Annotated in this window: 15 protein-coding genes; 5 read left to right on the forward strand and 10 right to left on the reverse strand. The window is 66.1% G+C overall.

From position 1 onward, the window contains the following. Positions 1 to 11: 11 nt before the first annotated feature. Positions 12 to 827, reverse strand: coding sequence for a class I SAM-dependent methyltransferase (locus AO501_RS30880; RefSeq protein WP_055581387.1), 816 nt, complete (start codon positions 825 to 827; stop codon positions 12 to 14). 61 nt (positions 828 to 888) lie between these two features. After that, entirely contained in the window at positions 889 to 1,635 is a 747-nt protein-coding gene (locus AO501_RS30885) for a M15 family metallopeptidase (protein ID WP_197419982.1), read from the reverse strand. A 112-nt stretch (positions 1,636 to 1,747) separates the two neighbouring features. Here AO501_RS30885 and AO501_RS30890 point away from each other — a divergent pair, with 112 nt between their 5' ends. Further along, complete coding sequence (locus tag AO501_RS30890) at positions 1,748 to 3,460, forward strand: CocE/NonD family hydrolase (RefSeq protein WP_055581388.1); 1,713 nt, start codon at positions 1,748 to 1,750, stop codon at positions 3,458 to 3,460. Here AO501_RS30890 and AO501_RS30895 read toward each other — a convergent pair. Next, positions 3,457 to 4,089 carry a sensor domain-containing protein gene (locus AO501_RS30895; RefSeq protein WP_055581526.1) on the reverse strand — a complete coding sequence of 211 codons (633 nt, stop codon included), beginning with the start codon at positions 4,087 to 4,089 and terminating at the stop codon, positions 3,457 to 3,459. The genes AO501_RS30890 and AO501_RS30895 overlap by 4 nt on opposite strands. 163 nt (positions 4,090 to 4,252) lie before the next feature. Here AO501_RS30895 and AO501_RS30900 point away from each other — a divergent pair, with 163 nt between their 5' ends. Together AO501_RS30900 and AO501_RS30905 are read left to right on the forward strand one after the other, a co-directional pair. Beyond that, positions 4,253 to 4,819 carry a TetR/AcrR family transcriptional regulator gene (locus tag AO501_RS30900; RefSeq protein WP_055581389.1) on the forward strand — a complete coding sequence of 189 codons (567 nt, stop codon included), beginning with the start codon at positions 4,253 to 4,255 and terminating at the stop codon, positions 4,817 to 4,819. An 85-nt stretch (positions 4,820 to 4,904) separates the two neighbouring features. Continuing rightward, positions 4,905 to 5,555, forward strand: a complete 651-nt coding sequence (locus tag AO501_RS30905) for a heme oxygenase (biliverdin-producing) (protein ID WP_055581390.1) — start codon at positions 4,905 to 4,907, stop codon at positions 5,553 to 5,555. 8 nt (positions 5,556 to 5,563) lie between these two features. Here AO501_RS30905 and AO501_RS40875 read toward each other — a convergent pair whose 3' ends face one another. The 3 genes from AO501_RS40875 to AO501_RS30920 all read right to left on the reverse strand — a co-directional run bounded on the left by AO501_RS40875 (position 5,564) and on the right by AO501_RS30920 (position 9,373). Then, the gene (locus tag AO501_RS40875) at positions 5,564 to 6,928 is read right to left on the reverse strand and encodes a PPE family protein (RefSeq protein ID WP_156452877.1); all 1,365 of its coding nucleotides are present in this window, start codon (positions 6,926 to 6,928) and stop codon (positions 5,564 to 5,566) included. Positions 6,929 to 6,936: 8 nt separating this feature from the next. Continuing rightward, the gene (locus tag AO501_RS40425; protein ID WP_063892962.1) at positions 6,937 to 7,716 is read right to left on the reverse strand and encodes a PE family protein; all 780 of its coding nucleotides are present in this window, start codon (positions 7,714 to 7,716) and stop codon (positions 6,937 to 6,939) included. A 1,372-nt stretch (positions 7,717 to 9,088) separates the two neighbouring features. Beyond that, the gene (locus AO501_RS30920; protein ID WP_055581392.1) at positions 9,089 to 9,373 is read right to left on the reverse strand and encodes a GlsB/YeaQ/YmgE family stress response membrane protein; all 285 of its coding nucleotides are present in this window, start codon (positions 9,371 to 9,373) and stop codon (positions 9,089 to 9,091) included. 650 nt (positions 9,374 to 10,023) lie between these two features. On the opposite strand from AO501_RS30920, the gene AO501_RS30930 reads away from it, so the two are divergent. Then, positions 10,024 to 11,706 carry a PE family protein gene (locus AO501_RS30930; RefSeq protein ID WP_055581394.1) on the forward strand — a complete coding sequence of 561 codons (1,683 nt, stop codon included), beginning with the start codon at positions 10,024 to 10,026 and terminating at the stop codon, positions 11,704 to 11,706. A gap of 7 nt (positions 11,707 to 11,713) precedes the next feature. On the opposite strand, the gene AO501_RS30935 is transcribed toward AO501_RS30930, so the two are convergent. The 4 genes from AO501_RS30935 to AO501_RS30950 form a co-directional block, all read right to left on the reverse strand. After that, the gene (locus AO501_RS30935) at positions 11,714 to 12,532 is read right to left on the reverse strand and encodes an ABC transporter permease (protein ID WP_055581395.1); all 819 of its coding nucleotides are present in this window, start codon (positions 12,530 to 12,532) and stop codon (positions 11,714 to 11,716) included. Then, a complete protein-coding gene (locus AO501_RS30940) occupies positions 12,529 to 13,209 on the reverse strand; it encodes a phosphate ABC transporter ATP-binding protein (RefSeq protein ID WP_055581396.1) in 681 nt (226 codons plus the stop codon). Before AO501_RS30940 ends, AO501_RS30935 begins: the two co-directional genes overlap by 4 nt. Positions 13,210 to 13,224: 15 nt before the next feature. Then, positions 13,225 to 14,694: a multicopper oxidase family protein gene (locus AO501_RS30945; RefSeq protein ID WP_055581397.1), complete on the reverse strand. Its 1,470-nt coding sequence runs from the start codon at positions 14,692 to 14,694 to the stop codon at positions 13,225 to 13,227. Positions 14,695 to 14,787: 93 nt separating this feature from the next. Then, positions 14,788 to 15,555 (reverse strand): ArsR family transcriptional regulator, encoded by a 768-nt coding sequence (locus AO501_RS30950; RefSeq protein WP_055581398.1) that lies wholly within the window; start codon positions 15,553 to 15,555, stop codon positions 14,788 to 14,790. A gap of 184 nt (positions 15,556 to 15,739) precedes the next feature. Between AO501_RS30950 and AO501_RS40575 the strand changes: the two genes are divergently transcribed. Next, positions 15,740 to 15,802 carry a hypothetical protein gene (locus AO501_RS40575; RefSeq protein WP_331457995.1) on the forward strand — a complete coding sequence of 21 codons (63 nt, stop codon included), beginning with the start codon at positions 15,740 to 15,742 and terminating at the stop codon, positions 15,800 to 15,802. The last annotated feature ends 8 nt before the right edge of the window (positions 15,803 to 15,810 follow it).

Below are 15,810 nucleotides of genomic sequence, written 5' to 3' on the forward strand. Positions count from 1 at the left end.
GCCGTCAAAACCTAGGCGCGGCAGAGGATCTCACCATTGGGGATCCCCAGCCAACCGTCGGGTGTCTCGGCCCACTCTCGCCAGGCCGCCGAAATCGCCTCTAGCTCATCGGTATCCGCCATGCCCGTGTTCACCAGCTGACGCGCCAGGTCCGATTGCAGTATTCGATCGGCCCACATTCCACCCCACCACTCCCGGGTCTCCGGCGTCGCGAAGCACCACATGCCGGCGGTCGGGGTGATGTCGCCGAAGCCTGCCTGCTGCGCCCAGGACAACAGGCGTCGGCCCGCGTTCGGTTCGCCGCCGTTCGCACGCGCCGCCGCCTCGTACAACTCGAGCCAGCGGTCCAGCACCGGTATGCGCGGAAACCAGACGAACCCGGCGTAGTCGGCATCGCGAACCGCCACCACACCGCCCGGCACGCAGACCCGTCGCATCTCGCGCAGCGCCTGCACCGGATCGGCCACGTGCTGCAGCACTTGGTGCGCGTGGACGACGTCGAAGGTGTCGTCGGCAAAGTCGAGCGCGTGCACGTCGGAGGTGACGAATGAGACGTTCGATACGTCGCGTCGCCGCGCCTCCTCACGCGCGAGGTCCAGCGCGTCGTCGGTGCGTTCGACGGCCGTCACCGATCCACCGGGTGCCACCCGGGTGGCCAGGTCCACGGTGATCGTTCCTGGGCCGCAACCGATATCGAGCAGTGACAGCCCCGGTCGCAGATGCGGCAGCAGGTAGCCCGCAGAATCCTGCGCGGTCCGCCGCCGATGGCTCCGCAGCACCGACTCGTGATGCCCATGGGTGTAGACGGCTTGGTGATGCTCGCTCATAGCGGCCCAGTTTAGCGTGCGAATTCATATATCGAGACATATGTCTCATAATATGAGACAACTAGTCGAGCGGCACATTCAGGATTGGGCGTTGCACACCGGCGCCGGGACCGTCGAAATGCCACCACTCGCCGGAATAGACGTTCAGCCCCCCGTAGTTCATCGCGTCGCGCAATCGCTTTCGGTTGGCCTGCGCTTCGACGCTGACGTCCTGGGTGGCGAAAGCGGTTGCGCGCGCGGTGAAGTCGTCGAAGTCGGTGCCCATGTCGGCCAGGCAGATTCCGCTGACCAGCTGTTGCGCCGGGCATTGTGGTCGCCCGCCGGCGTAGGTGACATCAACCGAACGTCCCGCTTCGTGACTGGTCGCGTAGGGACCGGGCCGTGCCACCCAGGCCGGGTTCGGAACGATCTGGAACATCTTCACCTGGACGTCATGCGGCCGGTAGCAGTCCCAGAACACCAGCACGTGACCCTGCGCCCGCAGTGCACTGGCCGCCGCCGTCAAACCGGGCGCCATGGACTGGTGCACCAGGCAGCGCGCATCGGCGGGATACAACTGCGTCCTGGTGAAGTTGTTCGTCGTCGCGTATCGCAGGTCGATGAGCGCGTCCGGGACCACGGACCGGACGTCGACGAACTCGGCTGCATGCGCCTCCTGGCTCAGCGGCGGCACGCCGGGACCGGACGGGGCAGTCGTATTGACCGGTCGCACAGGCATGGACGCCGAGCGCTCGGCCTGGCAAGCACTCAACGGCGCGACGAGCGCGGCCGCGGCCATCACCACCAGCAGAGGCTTCCGGCAACGCATCACGCCATTCTCCCGGTCCGTCGCGGGGCACCGGGCAGCGCCACGCCCGCCGCGGAACCTCGCGCACGAATTTCCTCTTGCGTTGAGATTAATTTCAACGTAGCGTGAAACTATGGCGAAGGCGCTGAACGGGCCCCAGACCACCGGCCGCGAATACCGCAACCTCAGCGAGCCGCGGCACCGCCGCCGCAGCGAGAACAACCTGCCGGCCACCATGCGGGACGGCGTCACGCTGCTGGCCGACGTCCACCGGCCCGACGCGCAGGGCCGGTTCCCCGCACTGCTCGCGGCGTCGCCGTACCCGCGCCAGATGCAGGACTTCGGCGCCCCGGCGGGGTTCATCGAAGCCGGCGTCACCGACTTCTGGGTTCCGCGCGGTTACGCGCACGTGATCGCCAACCTGCGCGGCACCTGCGGCTCCGGCGGAACTTTCGGCTTCCTCGACGCGCAGGAGCGCCGGGACATGTACGACCTCGTCGAGTGGGTCGCCGCCCAGCCGTGGTGCGACGGAAACGTCGGCATGATCGGCATCAGCTACTTCGCGATGTCTCAGCTCGAGGCCGCCGTCGAGCGACCACCGCACCTCAAGGCGATCTTCCCGGTCGCTGTGACGGCGGACCTCTACGAAGCCGCCAGCCACCACGGCCTGTTCAGCTCGTCCTTCGTCACCCCGTTTCTGGCGATGACCGGCCTGACCGCCGAACGCAGCGACAAGCTGTGGCGCAGCCTGCCGGTGAGCCTGGTCCGCCGGGTGCTGCACACCCCGCGGCTACACAAGAAGTTCGCCACGATGAACGGCGAGTCCGCGGTCACCATGTTGCGCCAGCTGATCAAGCTGCCGCACAACCCTCACCCATGGGATGAGCTGTGGCTCGACGCGGCGGTCAACCACCCCACTCACGACGAGTGGTGGGATGAGCGAAACCTGTTGCCGTTGCTCAAGGAGATCGACATCCCGGTGTATCTGGGGTGCGACTGGGAAAACGTGCCGCTGCACCTGCCATCCACGTTCGCCGCGTGGAAAGGGTTGTCGGACAACGCCTGCGTGCGGATGGGCATGCTGGACAAATTCGGTTTGACCTGGCCGTGGGAAAGCATGCACACCGAAGCGCTGGCCTGGTACGACCATTGGCTGAAGGGCCGCGACACCGGCATCGTCGAAGGTCCGCCCGTCCGCTACTTCCTGCCCGAGGGCGGCGAGTGGCGGACCGCCGAGTCCTGGCCGCCGCCGGAAGCCACGCACCGGGAGTTCGCGCTGTGCGCCGACGGGGCCCTCGGTGAGGACGAAGGCGAGCCGGGCTCGCGTGACTACCTGGTCCTGGGTTCCGGGCTGGGTCGCGCCAAGCCCAGTGCGATCGACCCACCCGCGCTGCTGGACTGGACCAGCGCCCCACTCACCGACGAGCTGGATATGGTCGGGGACATCGAACTGCGCCTGGTCGCTTCCGCAACGGCCATGGACACCGCCTGGATGGTGACGTTGCAGGACGTGGCACCCGACGGTGAGGTCACCGACGTGACAGCGGGGTGGCTGCGCGCCAGTCTGCGAGAGGTCGACGAGGCGGCCAGCCGTCCCGGCGCTCCGGTGCTGCCGTGCCGAAACCCGCAGGCGGTGCCGATCGGCCAGGACGTGGAGTATCGAATCCCGTTGGTTCCCAACGCTCGACGGTTCCAGTCAGGCCACCGCATCCGGCTGGTGCTCACCAGCGACGACCAGGACCCGTCGATCCCGGCGATCATGGGCTTCCGTCACGCGAGCGTCGGCACCAGTAGCCGCAACACCGTCCGCTCGTCGTCGCGGCTGTTGGTGCCGGTGTTGAACTAGTCGATGCGCTCGGTGGCCGTCTGCAGAATGGTCCGGGCGATCTGGTCGGCCGGTTCGAGTCCCAACACCCCCACCGACATCAACACCGCCGACTTCTCGCGGTAGATGTGGCTCCACGCGCGGGCATTGATCCGCACGGTCCCCGAATCCGGCCGGTCGATGGTGAAGTCGTAGCGCGGGTCACCCAGTGCGGCACACGCCTGCAGCGAGTTATCGAGCTGGTGCAGAACTCCGCGGGCGGTGCTCGAGTCGGGATAGACGGCGACGGCCTGACTGACGGTCTGAATCATGGCGGGCCCGCCGGGCTTCAGGTCGTCGGTGATGCCGTGATAGCCCGCGCTGCGGAACTCCGACCAACCGGTACCGAATGTGACGTCGCTGATTCCCGCGGCCCGGCACGGCCCCGGCGCATTGATGTCTCCTGCCGGCGGCTGCCGTAGATCCGCGTGCGAATGCGCGGTAAGTTCCTCGTAGTTGGCGATGCGGCGGACTTCTTCGATGCTGACGATCAGCGAATCGGCACGAGAGACAGCCGGGGTGTCGGGGTGAGCCGATGTGCCGCCGTGCGAACACGCTGCGACCACCAGGAGCGCGCAGCCGGAAAGCAGGCCTCGTAGTGGCCTCATCATCGATGACGTCATCACAAGCCGTTCTGTGCGGACTGCAATCCGCGGTCGGCGACGCATTGACTGCGACGATTCCCCGGGCGAGCGCACCCGCCCCTGTCCCCTGCTGTTCGTTGCCGCTGTCCATCCTACGTCGGGGCTCCTACGTTGGGGTTAGAGTCGCCGCGTGCCCAAGATCAGCGCTTCGTCCGTGGAGGAGCACCGCGAGCAGGTACAGCGACGTGTCTTCGAAGCGTTCGCCAGCCTGATGGCACAGCACAGCTTCGACGCCATCACCATGGCCAAGCTCGCCGCAGCGGCCGACATCGGCCGCACCGCCATCTATCACCACTTCGCCGACAAAGACGCCGTGGTGGTCGCATTCGCTTCGCACGAGACCAGCCGCTACATCGAGGGCCTGCGAGCTGAACTGTCCGGAGTCGACGACCCGGTGGAGCGCCTGGCCATCTACATCAGGCATCAGCTCAATGCCGGCGAGCAGTTCCATATGGGACTGGGGCCGCGGCTCTACGGAGCTCTGTCGCACGACGCCATGCACGCCATCCGGGAGCACGTGCTTGCTATCGAGGATGTGCTGCGCGAAATTCTGACCGACGGCGTGGCCGGCGGCCAGTTCGTCATCGAGGATCAGGACGCCACCATCTCGCTGATCCATGCCTGCCTGGGTCCGCGAGACCTCCCGACTGCGACGATCGAGCAATTTGTGCTGCGGGCACTCGGTAGGACACCGTAGGACGAGCGGGGCCGGGAGACCTGTGGTAAGTTTCTGACAGGTTGTCAAAACCTTTGACCGTGATGTACCGGGATGTGGAGCCGAGATGCGACGGAAAACCGCCGAGGCCGTCCGCGCCTTCTCCGTTGCGATGAAGGAAGGGTCGACGGCCGAGCACGAGGCGGCTGAGAACTCCCCGTTTGTGTCCGAATTGCTGTCCGGCCGGGTCAACCGCCGCGGTTACGCCGATTACCTGTTGCGGCTGCGGGTGATCTACGAGGCATTGGAGACCGCGGTGCGGGCCCGCCGCGACGATCCGTTGGTGGCCGCCGTCTACGACCCGTCTCTGGAGCGACTGACGGCCATCGACGCCGACCTGGACTACTGGGCACCCGGCGCCGCGCGCCAGGTCGAATCCCCCGCGGCGCGTATGTATCGGGACCGGCTTGCCGGAGCTTCCTGGGGCGGCGCGCTGGTGGCGCATCACTACACCCGCTACCTCGGCGACCTTTCCGGCGGACAGGCGATCGGCAAGATTCTGGACCGCACGTTCGAACTCGACGGAGCAGGCTTGGCCTTCTTCGACTTCCCGGTGCGGCCGAAGCCCTACAAGGACGCCTACCGGGCAAGGCTCGATGATCTCGGACTCGGGGATGACGCCATCGATCGCGCGGTGGACGAGGTCCGTGTCGCCTTCAGCCTCAACCAGGCGGTGTTCGCCGAGCTCGCGGAGAACCTGCCTGCCTATCGGGACTGAGACCCGCGTTATCCAGTGTCGTGGCGGGCGGCCGCCTTGTCGTCGACTCGTGTTGCCGCGCCTTGCTTTTCGATGTGATCGTAGATCACCTGGAAGTTGAAGCCGAGCTTCATGATGAAGTCCTGGCAGGCGCGGGAACCGAACCCTCCCCAGTAGTCCGCGGCGGCAAGCACCTCGCTGACAATCGCCGCGTGCAACTCCTCGAGCGATTCAGGAGTGCCCGGTGGAGCATCGGCGGAGGACCGCGACGGCGCAGTGGCGCGGGCCGCATATCCCGATGCGACGCGGCCGACCGCACGTCCGGCCAGGGCCGCCATGCCGAGTTCGCTGAGCAGAGTCCCCGATCCGTCGGCCAGAACCAGCGGAGTACTCAACGCGACGGCGGCGGGGCGCACGAAGGGAGTCGAAGCCGGCCAACCCGACGGCACGGACAGCCCCGCCGTGGTGAATGCCCGGCCCATCTGCGCCTGCACCCCGATACCGGCCCGGGTCTCCGCGGCCCCGGCCGACAGCAACTTCCCCCCACCTTGAGCACCAAGCCCGGCCCCCGCAGCCGGTGCCGGTGCCTTGGCGGCGGGAAAGAACTTGGTTCCCGCGGCTTTGAACGTGTTCACCGATGCCAGGGTCGAAATGGCCGGCGCGAAGCCGACCGGGTAACCGAACAGGTTGGGACCGGCGAAGGTGGTCAGGAGTCCGGCCTGCACCGCGAGCACATCTCCGGGCGTGGTCGCCGATGCCAGTGACTGAAGTGCGTTGGGAACCGCGGAGATCAACGTCGAGAGCCGCCGTTCGGCCGTGGTGACAGCGAACTGCACCAGCCCCGGCAACCTACTGCGCAGGCCCGCCAGATTGCTGTTGAGTTCCTCGAGGGTGAGAGGGGTCAGCGTGGAGGCGGCCGCCGCGGCGCCGGCATAGCCGTACATCGCCGTGGCATCCTGCACCCACATCTCGACGTACTGCGCCTCGGTCGCCGCTATCGCCGCGGTGTTCTGACCGAGGATGTTCGTGGCGATCAACGTCATCAAAAGCGTGCGATTGACCGCGATCTCGGGCGGGGGGACAGTCATCGCGAACGCGGCCTCATACGCCGCTACCGCGTTCTTCGCCTGGACAGCCACCTCCTCGGCCCGGGTCGCGGCAGCCGTCATCCAAGAAACATGGCGTTCCGCCGCTGCCGCCATCGCGATCGACGACGGTCCCTGCCAGGACCCGGAGGTGAGCTCGGCGACCACCGCCTGATAGGCGGACGCGGATGCGGTGAACTCAGCGGCCAATCCGTCCCAGGCGGCCGCGCCGGCCAGTAGGGGGCCGGCCCCGGGACCCGAATACATTCTGGCCGAATTGATCTCCGGCGGTATCAACGCGAAGTCCACCATCTCTCCTATCCGCCGATCGGCGAACGCGCCATCACGGTCCTGCGAACCGCGAACCGCGGTTCACCGTCACCCTCGTCGTGCAGCCCGCCCTGACCGCTTACCGGGAATCCCGGGATCGGTGCAGCACCTTCCTCGGCACTGAAGGCCGCGGTCGTCCCGCTGCCGAGCGACGTGGAAAGGACAGGGTTCACCGCAGCCTGCGGGCCAATCGCGGCCCAACTCTGTTCGACCGCAGTGACTTTGGCTAATGTAACCGGCACTGACCGACTGGTGACCGACCCCAGTCCGGCCGCGACCGCCGGTTCCGCTACGGGGCTCTCGCTACTGGCCAGCGCGGGGGCGGCAGGCGCCGGGGCCGACGCCACCCCGGTCGCCGTGACGTTGATCCCGAGCAGGTAGGGGATGAGCGCACTCAAGTAGGAAATGGGTGGGGCGTTGATGGTCCCGGTGATGAATGTCTGCGCGATCCTGGTCAGTTCGGTGTCCAGCGACGTCAAGGCGTCGTTGACCGCCTCGGCGGTCGAATACGACTCCGCGCTCGCCGCGATGGTGGCGACGAACTGCTCCTGAACAGCGGCAGCTTCGGCGGCCACCGCCTGGTAGGCGCTGGCATAGCCCGCGAACAACGCAGTGGTGAGCGTGGATACCGGGTCAACGGCCGGCGGTACGACGCCGGTCGTCGGCGCAGCCGCGAACGCCAGCCCGGCACTCACGGTGTCATCGATGCTCTGCAGACTGGCACCGGCCTCAGTAATCAACTCCGGCGCGACGGTGACAAATGACACGATTCCTCCTTTGGACGCCGATGAACCCGAACGATGCGGGCGTTGCCAGAAGACTCCGTAGGCCGGGTGAACTAGTCGCGATGTCACTCTGGCGACGGTGTCCTGCCAACGATGCTGGCACAAGCGAAGCGACCACTGGCGCTGGCAGATCCGGCTGCGTTCCGGAACGGCGGTGTCGGCCGGGCCCCTGCCCTACGGCGTTCAGGCGCACTTTCAGCGCACCGGATCGACCCGCCCAGCCCTGCACAGGTGAACTCAATTACGCTCTTGTACAGCCGTTTTCGCCGCCGGCCAGTGGACCGGCGGATACCCCGCCAGGATGGCGCCAGTGGTCTTGACGGCGGCGTCGGGGCAGCGCACTGGCGGCACCGGCCCTATTCATACGATCGTGTTGATCTGAAACACTGACCCCTGTTCAGGAGGCTCTTCCCACTCGCGAGACCAAAGATGCTGTCAACCAGCACTTTTGACCGATGCTGCTGATCGCGGCGACTGTGGCGGTCGATCGTGCTGCGATCACTGATGCGCGAAACCATCTGCCAGAAAACGAAGTTGAGATCGAGGCCCGCGTGGCCGAGGCCGGCCCTCGGCTTTCAAAGAAGACGCAGAGATTTCAAATGTGTCAATTCGGTTGCCAGACGGATCTGTTGGCGCGACCGAGACGCGGTACTACCAAGGACGCCTCGAATCCCGTTTTTACATAGGCGAAGCCAACAAAGCCGATGATTCATATGTCGATCGCCTGGATGTCGACGTGGAACCGGCGACCGAGCCGACTGGAACAGGCATGAGATCGAACCGGCGGGCCGGGGCATCGGGCCACTCTGCGACAAATCGATAATCAATAGTGATATAGCAATATCATTGTGAAATGCGGGTGTGTCGAGGCGTTTGGACTTACCTCACCGGGGTAATACGGTGGCATCGTTCAACACACGTCTAGAGAGAGGGCCACGGCTGGTGAGCACCAACGTTTGCCCCGCGTGCGGATACCCCACGCTGAGCCCCGCACTGTGCGCGTTCTGCCAGCCGGGTGACGTTGCCGCGAATTCTCGCTCACTGCCATCGGCATTCTCGGGCTACAGCTACACCACACCTGCCACTACCGACGCTTGGTCTGGTCCGCTGGCCAGTTGACCTTTGCGTCCCCAGCCGATCACGACAATCTGAAGCTGCCCTGGCGGCGGCTTTGCGCCGGCGATGTCTCCGGGGCCGTGGCAGCCGAATGGCTCTCCTTCACACGTACGACCCTGACCTCGGCGACGACGCCGTTGCTCGCGCCGTCGCCGAGGTCTGGTTCTCCTTCACCCTCGACCCGGGTCCCTGTCGAGAAAGGAAGCCCATCGACAGGGACCGGGTTTTGCGGCGAGGGTCAGCGCAGCGTCCCGGTCCGGGTGCGGCGACCGGTGACCGCTTCGTAAACCGCGATGAAGATGACTGCCAGACCCACGCCGATAAAGAACGGAATCCAAGCTATTCCGCCGTTGGCATTGGAGTATCCGAAATGGCTTGCGATAGCCGATCCGAGTAATCCGCCCGCGGCGCCGAGCAGAACCGTCACGATCATGCCGACATTTTGCTTACCCGGCATGACGACTCGTGCCACCACACCGATGATTGCGCCGACAACAAGAGCCAAGACAATTGTTCCGACCATTTCAGTCTCCTGACCTAAGGGCGCCCCGAGCGGGCGCCGCTGAGGTGCGGGTTCCCGGATTCTGCAGGCTTATAACCACCCTTTTGGGTGTATCCGCCGACTGCCTTTGATGCTTGCCACAGCAGGGTTTACCCGCCCCGACACCGGGGTAGACCGCGACTTGTCCGTCCACACCGTTCGAGGAGTTCCCGCACATGACCACCTGCATCTGCCCCGCGTGCGGCTACCCCACCCTGCAACACGCCCTATGCGCGTTCTGCTGTCCGAGCGAGGCCCAAACCGGCAACCAGGCAATTGGGCGGGTGGCCTTCACGAGGATGCCCGAGTACGAACGATCTTGGATCACGGTGCGAGACTCCGACCCGTATTCCACTGCGCGTATCGGCGCGTGGCCCGGGCCGATGGCAAGCTGAATCACCGCCTGCTCATTGCGATCAATAGCCGCGATCAAAAACGGTTGATTGCATGGCGCGGTGCCGGTTTTAAATCCCGCATACGAAGCGGATATCGATAAACCGAACAAGCCGGTTTCTCTTCGTGTTGCTTTGTGCCAGCTGAGAATTGGCTGGATGTAGCTTAGGTAACCGCCGATACACCGGCTTGAGACACCCCAGACGTGGCAGTGTGCTTGTGGTGGGGGAGACGACCAAGTGACACATGTGCAGACACAGCCGCAGATCCTGGCGTCCGCGGCCGCGGACGTGGCGTCCATACGCACGGCGATCAGCGATGCCACCGATGCGGCGGCGCGGGCGACAACGGACATGGCGGCTATGGCGGCCGACGAAGTATCAGAAGCGATCACCGGGCTGTTCAACGCCTTCGCCAGGCAGGGCCAGGCGGCCATGGCGCAGGCCGCAGCTTTTCATGACCAATTCGCCCAGCTGCTGGGCGCGGCCGGGAATTCCTACGTCAGCGCGGAGGCCGCCAACCTGAGTGCGCTCGCCGCGCCGCTGACCGGAAGCCCGACCGCACTGACCTACGCCCTTGCCACCGGCCCGTACGTCACCTTGGTCATGGACGGCAGCGGAACACCCATCCCATCGCCAGAATTCGTCGCCAACGTCGTCAGCAGGTACGTCACGCCCAACTTCCCCGCCGGGCTCGTGCGAGCGCTCTACCTTCCGGCGGGCGAGTATCCCGACAGCGGAATCAAGGATCTGACCTCGGATGTGTCGATAGCCCGCGGCGTCGACATACTCACCACCACAATCCGCGAGCAACTCGCCGCTGGAATGACCGTGAATGTGGTCGGCTATTCGCAGAGCGCCAACGTCGCCTCGTTGGCGATGCAGCAGCTGAACCCCACCGGGTCGCCGAGCTCACTGCCGATAAACTTTGTGCTGCTGGGAAATTCGATGAATCCGAACGGAGGTTGGGACGCCCGCTTCCCCGGCCTGAATTTTCCGAGTCTGGGCTTCACGGCCCTGGGCGCAGCACCGAGCAATTCTTTCCCCACCACGGCGTACACGATCGAATACGACGGCTGGGCCGACTTTCCGCGATACCCGATCAATCCCCTGTCGACCCTGAACGCGCTGTTCGGCATGGTGACCGTGCACGGTGGATACGACAGCCTCACGGCCGCGCAACTCGCCTCCGCCGTGGTCCTGCCGACGCAGGGGCCGACCACAACCACCTACTACATGATCCCGACCCAGAACCTGCCGCTGCTGGAGCCCCTGCGTTACCTACCGATCGTCGGGGATCCCATTGCCGATGTCCTGCAACCGATTCTGCGCCCCCTGGTCAACTGGGGCTACGGCGACCCGAACTACGGCTGGTCCACCGGACCCGCCAATGTGCCCACACCGTTCGGGTTCCTGCCCCCACCCGAGACCACCATCGCCCTCGGACCGGCCCTGGTCAACGGATTTCAGGAGGCGGTAACCGCCGGAGCCGCGCACCTGTCCACACCGCCCACTTTGCCTGCGCTGCCGTCCTTTCCGGATGCGCTTTCGTCGTTCTCCGAAGGGCCCGGCACGCTTACGGTGCCCAGCGTCACCGACTTGCTGCGCGAAATACAATCCGCGAACAGCCAATTCGTCGGGTCGTCGACAACGGCGCTCTCAACCGCGTACTCGACGCTGCTCCCGACCGCGGATATCGCCACTGCCGCGCTGATCTCGTTGCCGTCCTATGACTACAACCTGTTCTTGGACGGTCTGATTCAGATGGTCAACGGCCAGCCCGTCGAAGGACTGATGAACGCGATCGGTAACCCGATCGCCGCGAACATGGGGTTGCTCCCGTTCCTGGCGGGGTTGGGACTGGCAAGCTTCGCACTGGCGGGGGATTCGATCCTGACTGGCACTCCCTTCCCCAGTCCCTGATCAAAGGTCAAGCCGCCGAACGATTGCCGCGCCTGCGCGACGAGGTGACCTCCGGGCGTCGGGGCAGCGGACGCAGCCGATGGTCGGACGTGAATATCTGGCGCAGCAGCCCCAGTGCGATGACGACGGTGGTGGTCGCGGTCGAGCCGAGGACGAGAAACATGACCACCGCCTGCACCAGGACGGCCTGCAGCGGCGGCACACCGGCAAGGATGAGACCGGTCATCGCACCGGGCAGGAAGACCAGCCCGGTGGCTTTGGTCGACTCGATCTGCGGGGTGAGCGCGGAGCGCAGGGCGACGCGGACATAGGGAGTGGCGGCCTGGCGCGACGGCTGGCCGAGTGCGAGCCGGGCCTCGACCTCGTCGCGTTTGTCGCGCAGCTCGTCGACCAGACGCCGGGCCACCAGCACCACGGCGGTCATCGAGTTGCCGATCATCATGCCGACGATCGGTACCAGGGTGCGGCTCTGCAACGGAAAGACCCGCAGTCCGAACACCACTCCCAGCGTGACCACCGCGGCAGCGGCGAACGCGACGATGGCAAGCCTGCCCAGCCGGGGCACCTCAGGGACGCGGCGGCGGGCGACGTCCCCGGCGTAGAGAACCATGCCCGCGGTCCAGGCCCACGACCACCACAGCGAGCGGCCCGGCTGCAACAGCCAGGCCAGCACCACCCCGACGATCAGCAGCTGGACCAGGGCACGAGTCGCGGCCCAGAGCACCTGCCGCTCCAGGCCCAGCCGTTGCCACAGCGAGATCCCAGCAGCGAAGGCCACCAGCGCCAGTGACATGACCAACCCGACCCAGGAAACCGGACCGTTCATTGCGACACCTGCCCCGGGCCGGCGGAGACCGACGTGATGCCGAGGCAGCGTCCACGCTCGATGCGCAGCACCCGGTCGGCGATTCGTCCCACCTGTTCGGCGTTGTGGCTGACCCACAGCGCGGTCAACCCGGCGTCCGCCAACTCCCGCACCGCCCGCTCGATCACCCGGGCGGCCTCGGCGTCCTCCGAAGACGTGGGCTCATCCAGCAGCAACACCTCGGGCCGGGCAATCAGGGTGCGGGCCAAGCACATTCGCTGCGCCTCCCCTCCGGAGAGCGCGGTCGCGTCGCGGTCCAGCCATGACCCCGTCAGCGCTACCCGGGCCAGGACCTCTTCCATCTGCGCCTCCGTTGCTTCCGGATCGGCGACGTGCAGGTTGTCGGCCACCGTGCCGGGAAACGGGGTGGGGCGCTGAAAACACATCCCGACCTCGCGGCGCAGCCGCAACGGATCCAGATCGGCGATGTCCGCTCCCCGGAACAGCACCCGGCCACCGGTGGGCACCTCCAGGCGATTGCACAGCCGCAGCATCGTCGACTTGCCCGACCCTGAGGGCCCGAACACTGCCGTCACTCCCCCTTCGGGCACGGCCGCGTCGAACCCGTCGAGGGCACGCACTCCGTCGCGCTCAACCTCGACGCCCTCGAAGATGAACAGGGCACGCTCGGGTCCCACTTACGCCAGCTCCGTTCAGTTGATGTTCAGCAGCGACATGAGGCCGTAATCCATGTGGATCTGCTGGTGGCAGTGCAGTAGCGACAGGCCGGGTTGGTCGGCGACGAAGTCGACCTCCATGGTCTGGTAACCGCCGAGCATGGCGACGTCCTTGCGCACGCCACCGGTGGGTGTCCCGGCGAAGCGGGTGATCTCGAAGGTGTGCCGATGCAGATGCATGGGGTGCAGGTCGTCGGTGGCGTTGCGGAAGCGCAGACGGTACCGCTGGTTCAGTTTCAGATCGAGCATCGGTCCGTCCATGGAGAACGGCGTGCCATTGAACGTCCAGACGTTGAAGCCGTTGTCGGCGGCGTTGCGCTTCTCGATCAGCAGATCGATGGTGTGATCCGGCGGGACGCCCGGCGCCGAGCCGGGTTCGGCGAACAGGCGGTAGTCCCAGGTGAACGCGGCAGGTGGCAGCCACCGCGGCTCCCCGCTCTGCCCGGCGTATTCCACGACGATGCCCATTCCATGACCGCGGTCGTCGTCGGACAGATCACCGAGCACCCATACTCCGGGATTGGCCATCGTGACGATCGCCGAGATCCGTTCGGCGGCACCGAGCCACAGCACCGGCACCGTTGTGGGGTTGGGCACCGGGTTGCCATCCAGGGCGATGACCTCGAATGCATGCCCGGGCAGGGCCAGGCTGCGGGTCTCGGTGGCGCTGCCGTTGAGCACATGCAACAGCACTCGCTGACCGTTCTGCACCCGGACCGGGTCGCCGTGGCCGAGCATGCGTCCGTTGACGGCGAACGCGCCGTAACTGACCTCGTAGCCATGCGGATCGCCGCGGTTCAGCGACGCGTCCATGGCGGATTCGCCTTTCTGCTTGAGGTCGGGGTCTTGCTCGCCGGCCAGAAAGTCGCTGGCCATGTCTCCCCCACGGCTGAAGACCGGCTCAAACTCCTTGAGCGTCAAGAAGATCTCCTGGTCGTAGCGGCCCGGATTCTGTCTGGGTTCGATGTAGACCGGACCCACCAGCCCGCTGTACTGACCTCCGGAGAGATCGGCGCGCGGCACCACATGGGTGTGATAGAAGCGGAAGCCCGCCGGGCCGGGGACGAAGGAGATGCGCCGCATGCCGTGTGCCGGAATGTACGGGGTGCCCTCCTCGGCGGCGCCGTCGACATCGACACCCACGTGCTGGCCATGCCAGTGCAGCTGCTCGGGCGTGCCGGTGTCGTTGTAGATGTCCACCCAGGTTCGCTGGCCCTCCTTCAGCCGCAGCAGCGGGCCGGGGAACTGGCCGTTGTAGAGCAGGGTCGACACGATCTGGTCGGGGGCCAACTCAACGGTGCCGGTGCCGATTCGCAGCGTGTAGTCGGCCTTGCCCCCGGGTGGGGCCGGAGGCGCCGGCCGTGAACAGCCCACCGTCGCCGTGATCGTTGCCACGGCCGCGGCGCCGCTCCACTTCAAGAAGTCACGCCGACTGCCGCTGCTCATCTCGGTCCGGCGGGGGTGAACTCAACTGCGGCCGCCACGTCGTCGACGAGATAGCGGACGCTGACCAGGCCTTCATCGAGACTCACGAGCAAATCACCTTCTCTGCGTGTGTGACAGGGCTTGGGCGAGATAGCCGACCCGCGAGTGCAGATCTGCGGCCACCGCGCGGAAAGCGGGATAGCTGGCCCGTCCGGCACCCGCGGCTGCCGGGTCCGCAATGCTCCAGTGAATGGCCTGCCCACCGCCGGGAAACTCCGGGCATATCTCGCGGACCTTGTCGCACACCGTGACGACGCAGTCGAATCGCCGCCTGCGCATCTCGTCGAGGTGCTTGCTGCGCAGTCCGGCCGCGTCGATGCCGTACTCGCCAAGCACCCGCACGGTGTTGGGGTGTACCGGTTTCGGGCTGCTGCCGGCGCTGGCCACTCGCACGCGCCGCCCGGCGGCCTTACGCAGCAAGGCCTCGGCGATCTGTGAGCGGCTGCTGTTGCCGGAGCACAGGAACAGCACCCGTACCGGCGCGGACCTACGGATGTCAGCCGCCGGAGGCTCGGAAGCCAAACCCGGATGCAGCGCGGCACCCGTCGCGGCGAGCAGCTGGGCACACTGAACCAGCTCGATGCGGTAATAGCTGTCGCGACCGTCGGCCGAGCTGCGCCGCATCGACACCAGCCCACCGGCGCGCAGCCGGCCCAGGTGGTACGACACCGCGCTCTGGGGCTGTCCGACCAACTCGGTCAACTCGCCTACCCGCCGGTCGCTGCGCGCCAGCTCTGACAGCAGCCGCCACCGCAGTGGCTCGCCGGCCAACCGCAAGAACGCGGGCGGTGAGGCGTCGGCCGCTGCTGTACCGTTCTGCATTAGAACCAAATTACATCAATCAAGATTGATACGAATTCTGCCGGCATGCCAAAACTCGCTTCGGCCAACGGTAGTTCGTGCGGGTCAACTCATGCGGCGCCGACCGGTTTCATGAAGCTGGGATTCCCGCAGCGCTGCCGACCTGGATGGCGTGTTCGAAATAGGTTGCTGTGCTTTGATTTTGGTGGGACTGCTGACGCGACCGACAGCGGTGCCGATGATCGTCGACATGCTGGCGCGCTGCTGATCACCAAA

This window comes from Mycobacterium gordonae (assembly GCF_001417955.2).
GTDB classification, from domain to species: domain Bacteria; phylum Actinomycetota; class Actinomycetes; order Mycobacteriales; family Mycobacteriaceae; genus Mycobacterium; species Mycobacterium gordonae_B.

Excerpts from the sequence above, each read along its gene's own strand:
- AO501_RS30880 (WP_055581387.1), bottom strand. The coding sequence starts at position 827 with ATGAGCGAGCATCACCAAGCCGTCTACACCCATGGGCATCACGAGTCG.
- AO501_RS30885 (WP_197419982.1), bottom strand. The coding sequence starts at position 1,635 with ATGCGTTGCCGGAAGCCTCTGCTGGTGGTGATGGCCGCGGCCGCGCTC.
- AO501_RS30890 (WP_055581388.1), top strand. The coding sequence starts at position 1,748 with ATGGCGAAGGCGCTGAACGGGCCCCAGACCACCGGCCGCGAATACCGC.
- AO501_RS30895 (WP_055581526.1), bottom strand. The coding sequence starts at position 4,089 with ATGATGAGGCCACTACGAGGCCTGCTTTCCGGCTGCGCGCTCCTGGTG.
- AO501_RS30905 (WP_055581390.1), top strand. The coding sequence starts at position 4,905 with ATGCGACGGAAAACCGCCGAGGCCGTCCGCGCCTTCTCCGTTGCGATG.
- AO501_RS30920 (WP_055581392.1), bottom strand. The coding sequence starts at position 9,373 with ATGGTCGGAACAATTGTCTTGGCTCTTGTTGTCGGCGCAATCATCGGT.
- AO501_RS30935 (WP_055581395.1), bottom strand. The coding sequence starts at position 12,532 with ATGAACGGTCCGGTTTCCTGGGTCGGGTTGGTCATGTCACTGGCGCTG.
- AO501_RS30945 (WP_055581397.1), bottom strand. The coding sequence starts at position 14,694 with ATGAGCAGCGGCAGTCGGCGTGACTTCTTGAAGTGGAGCGGCGCCGCG.
- AO501_RS30950 (WP_055581398.1), bottom strand. The coding sequence starts at position 15,555 with ATGCAGAACGGTACAGCAGCGGCCGACGCCTCACCGCCCGCGTTCTTG.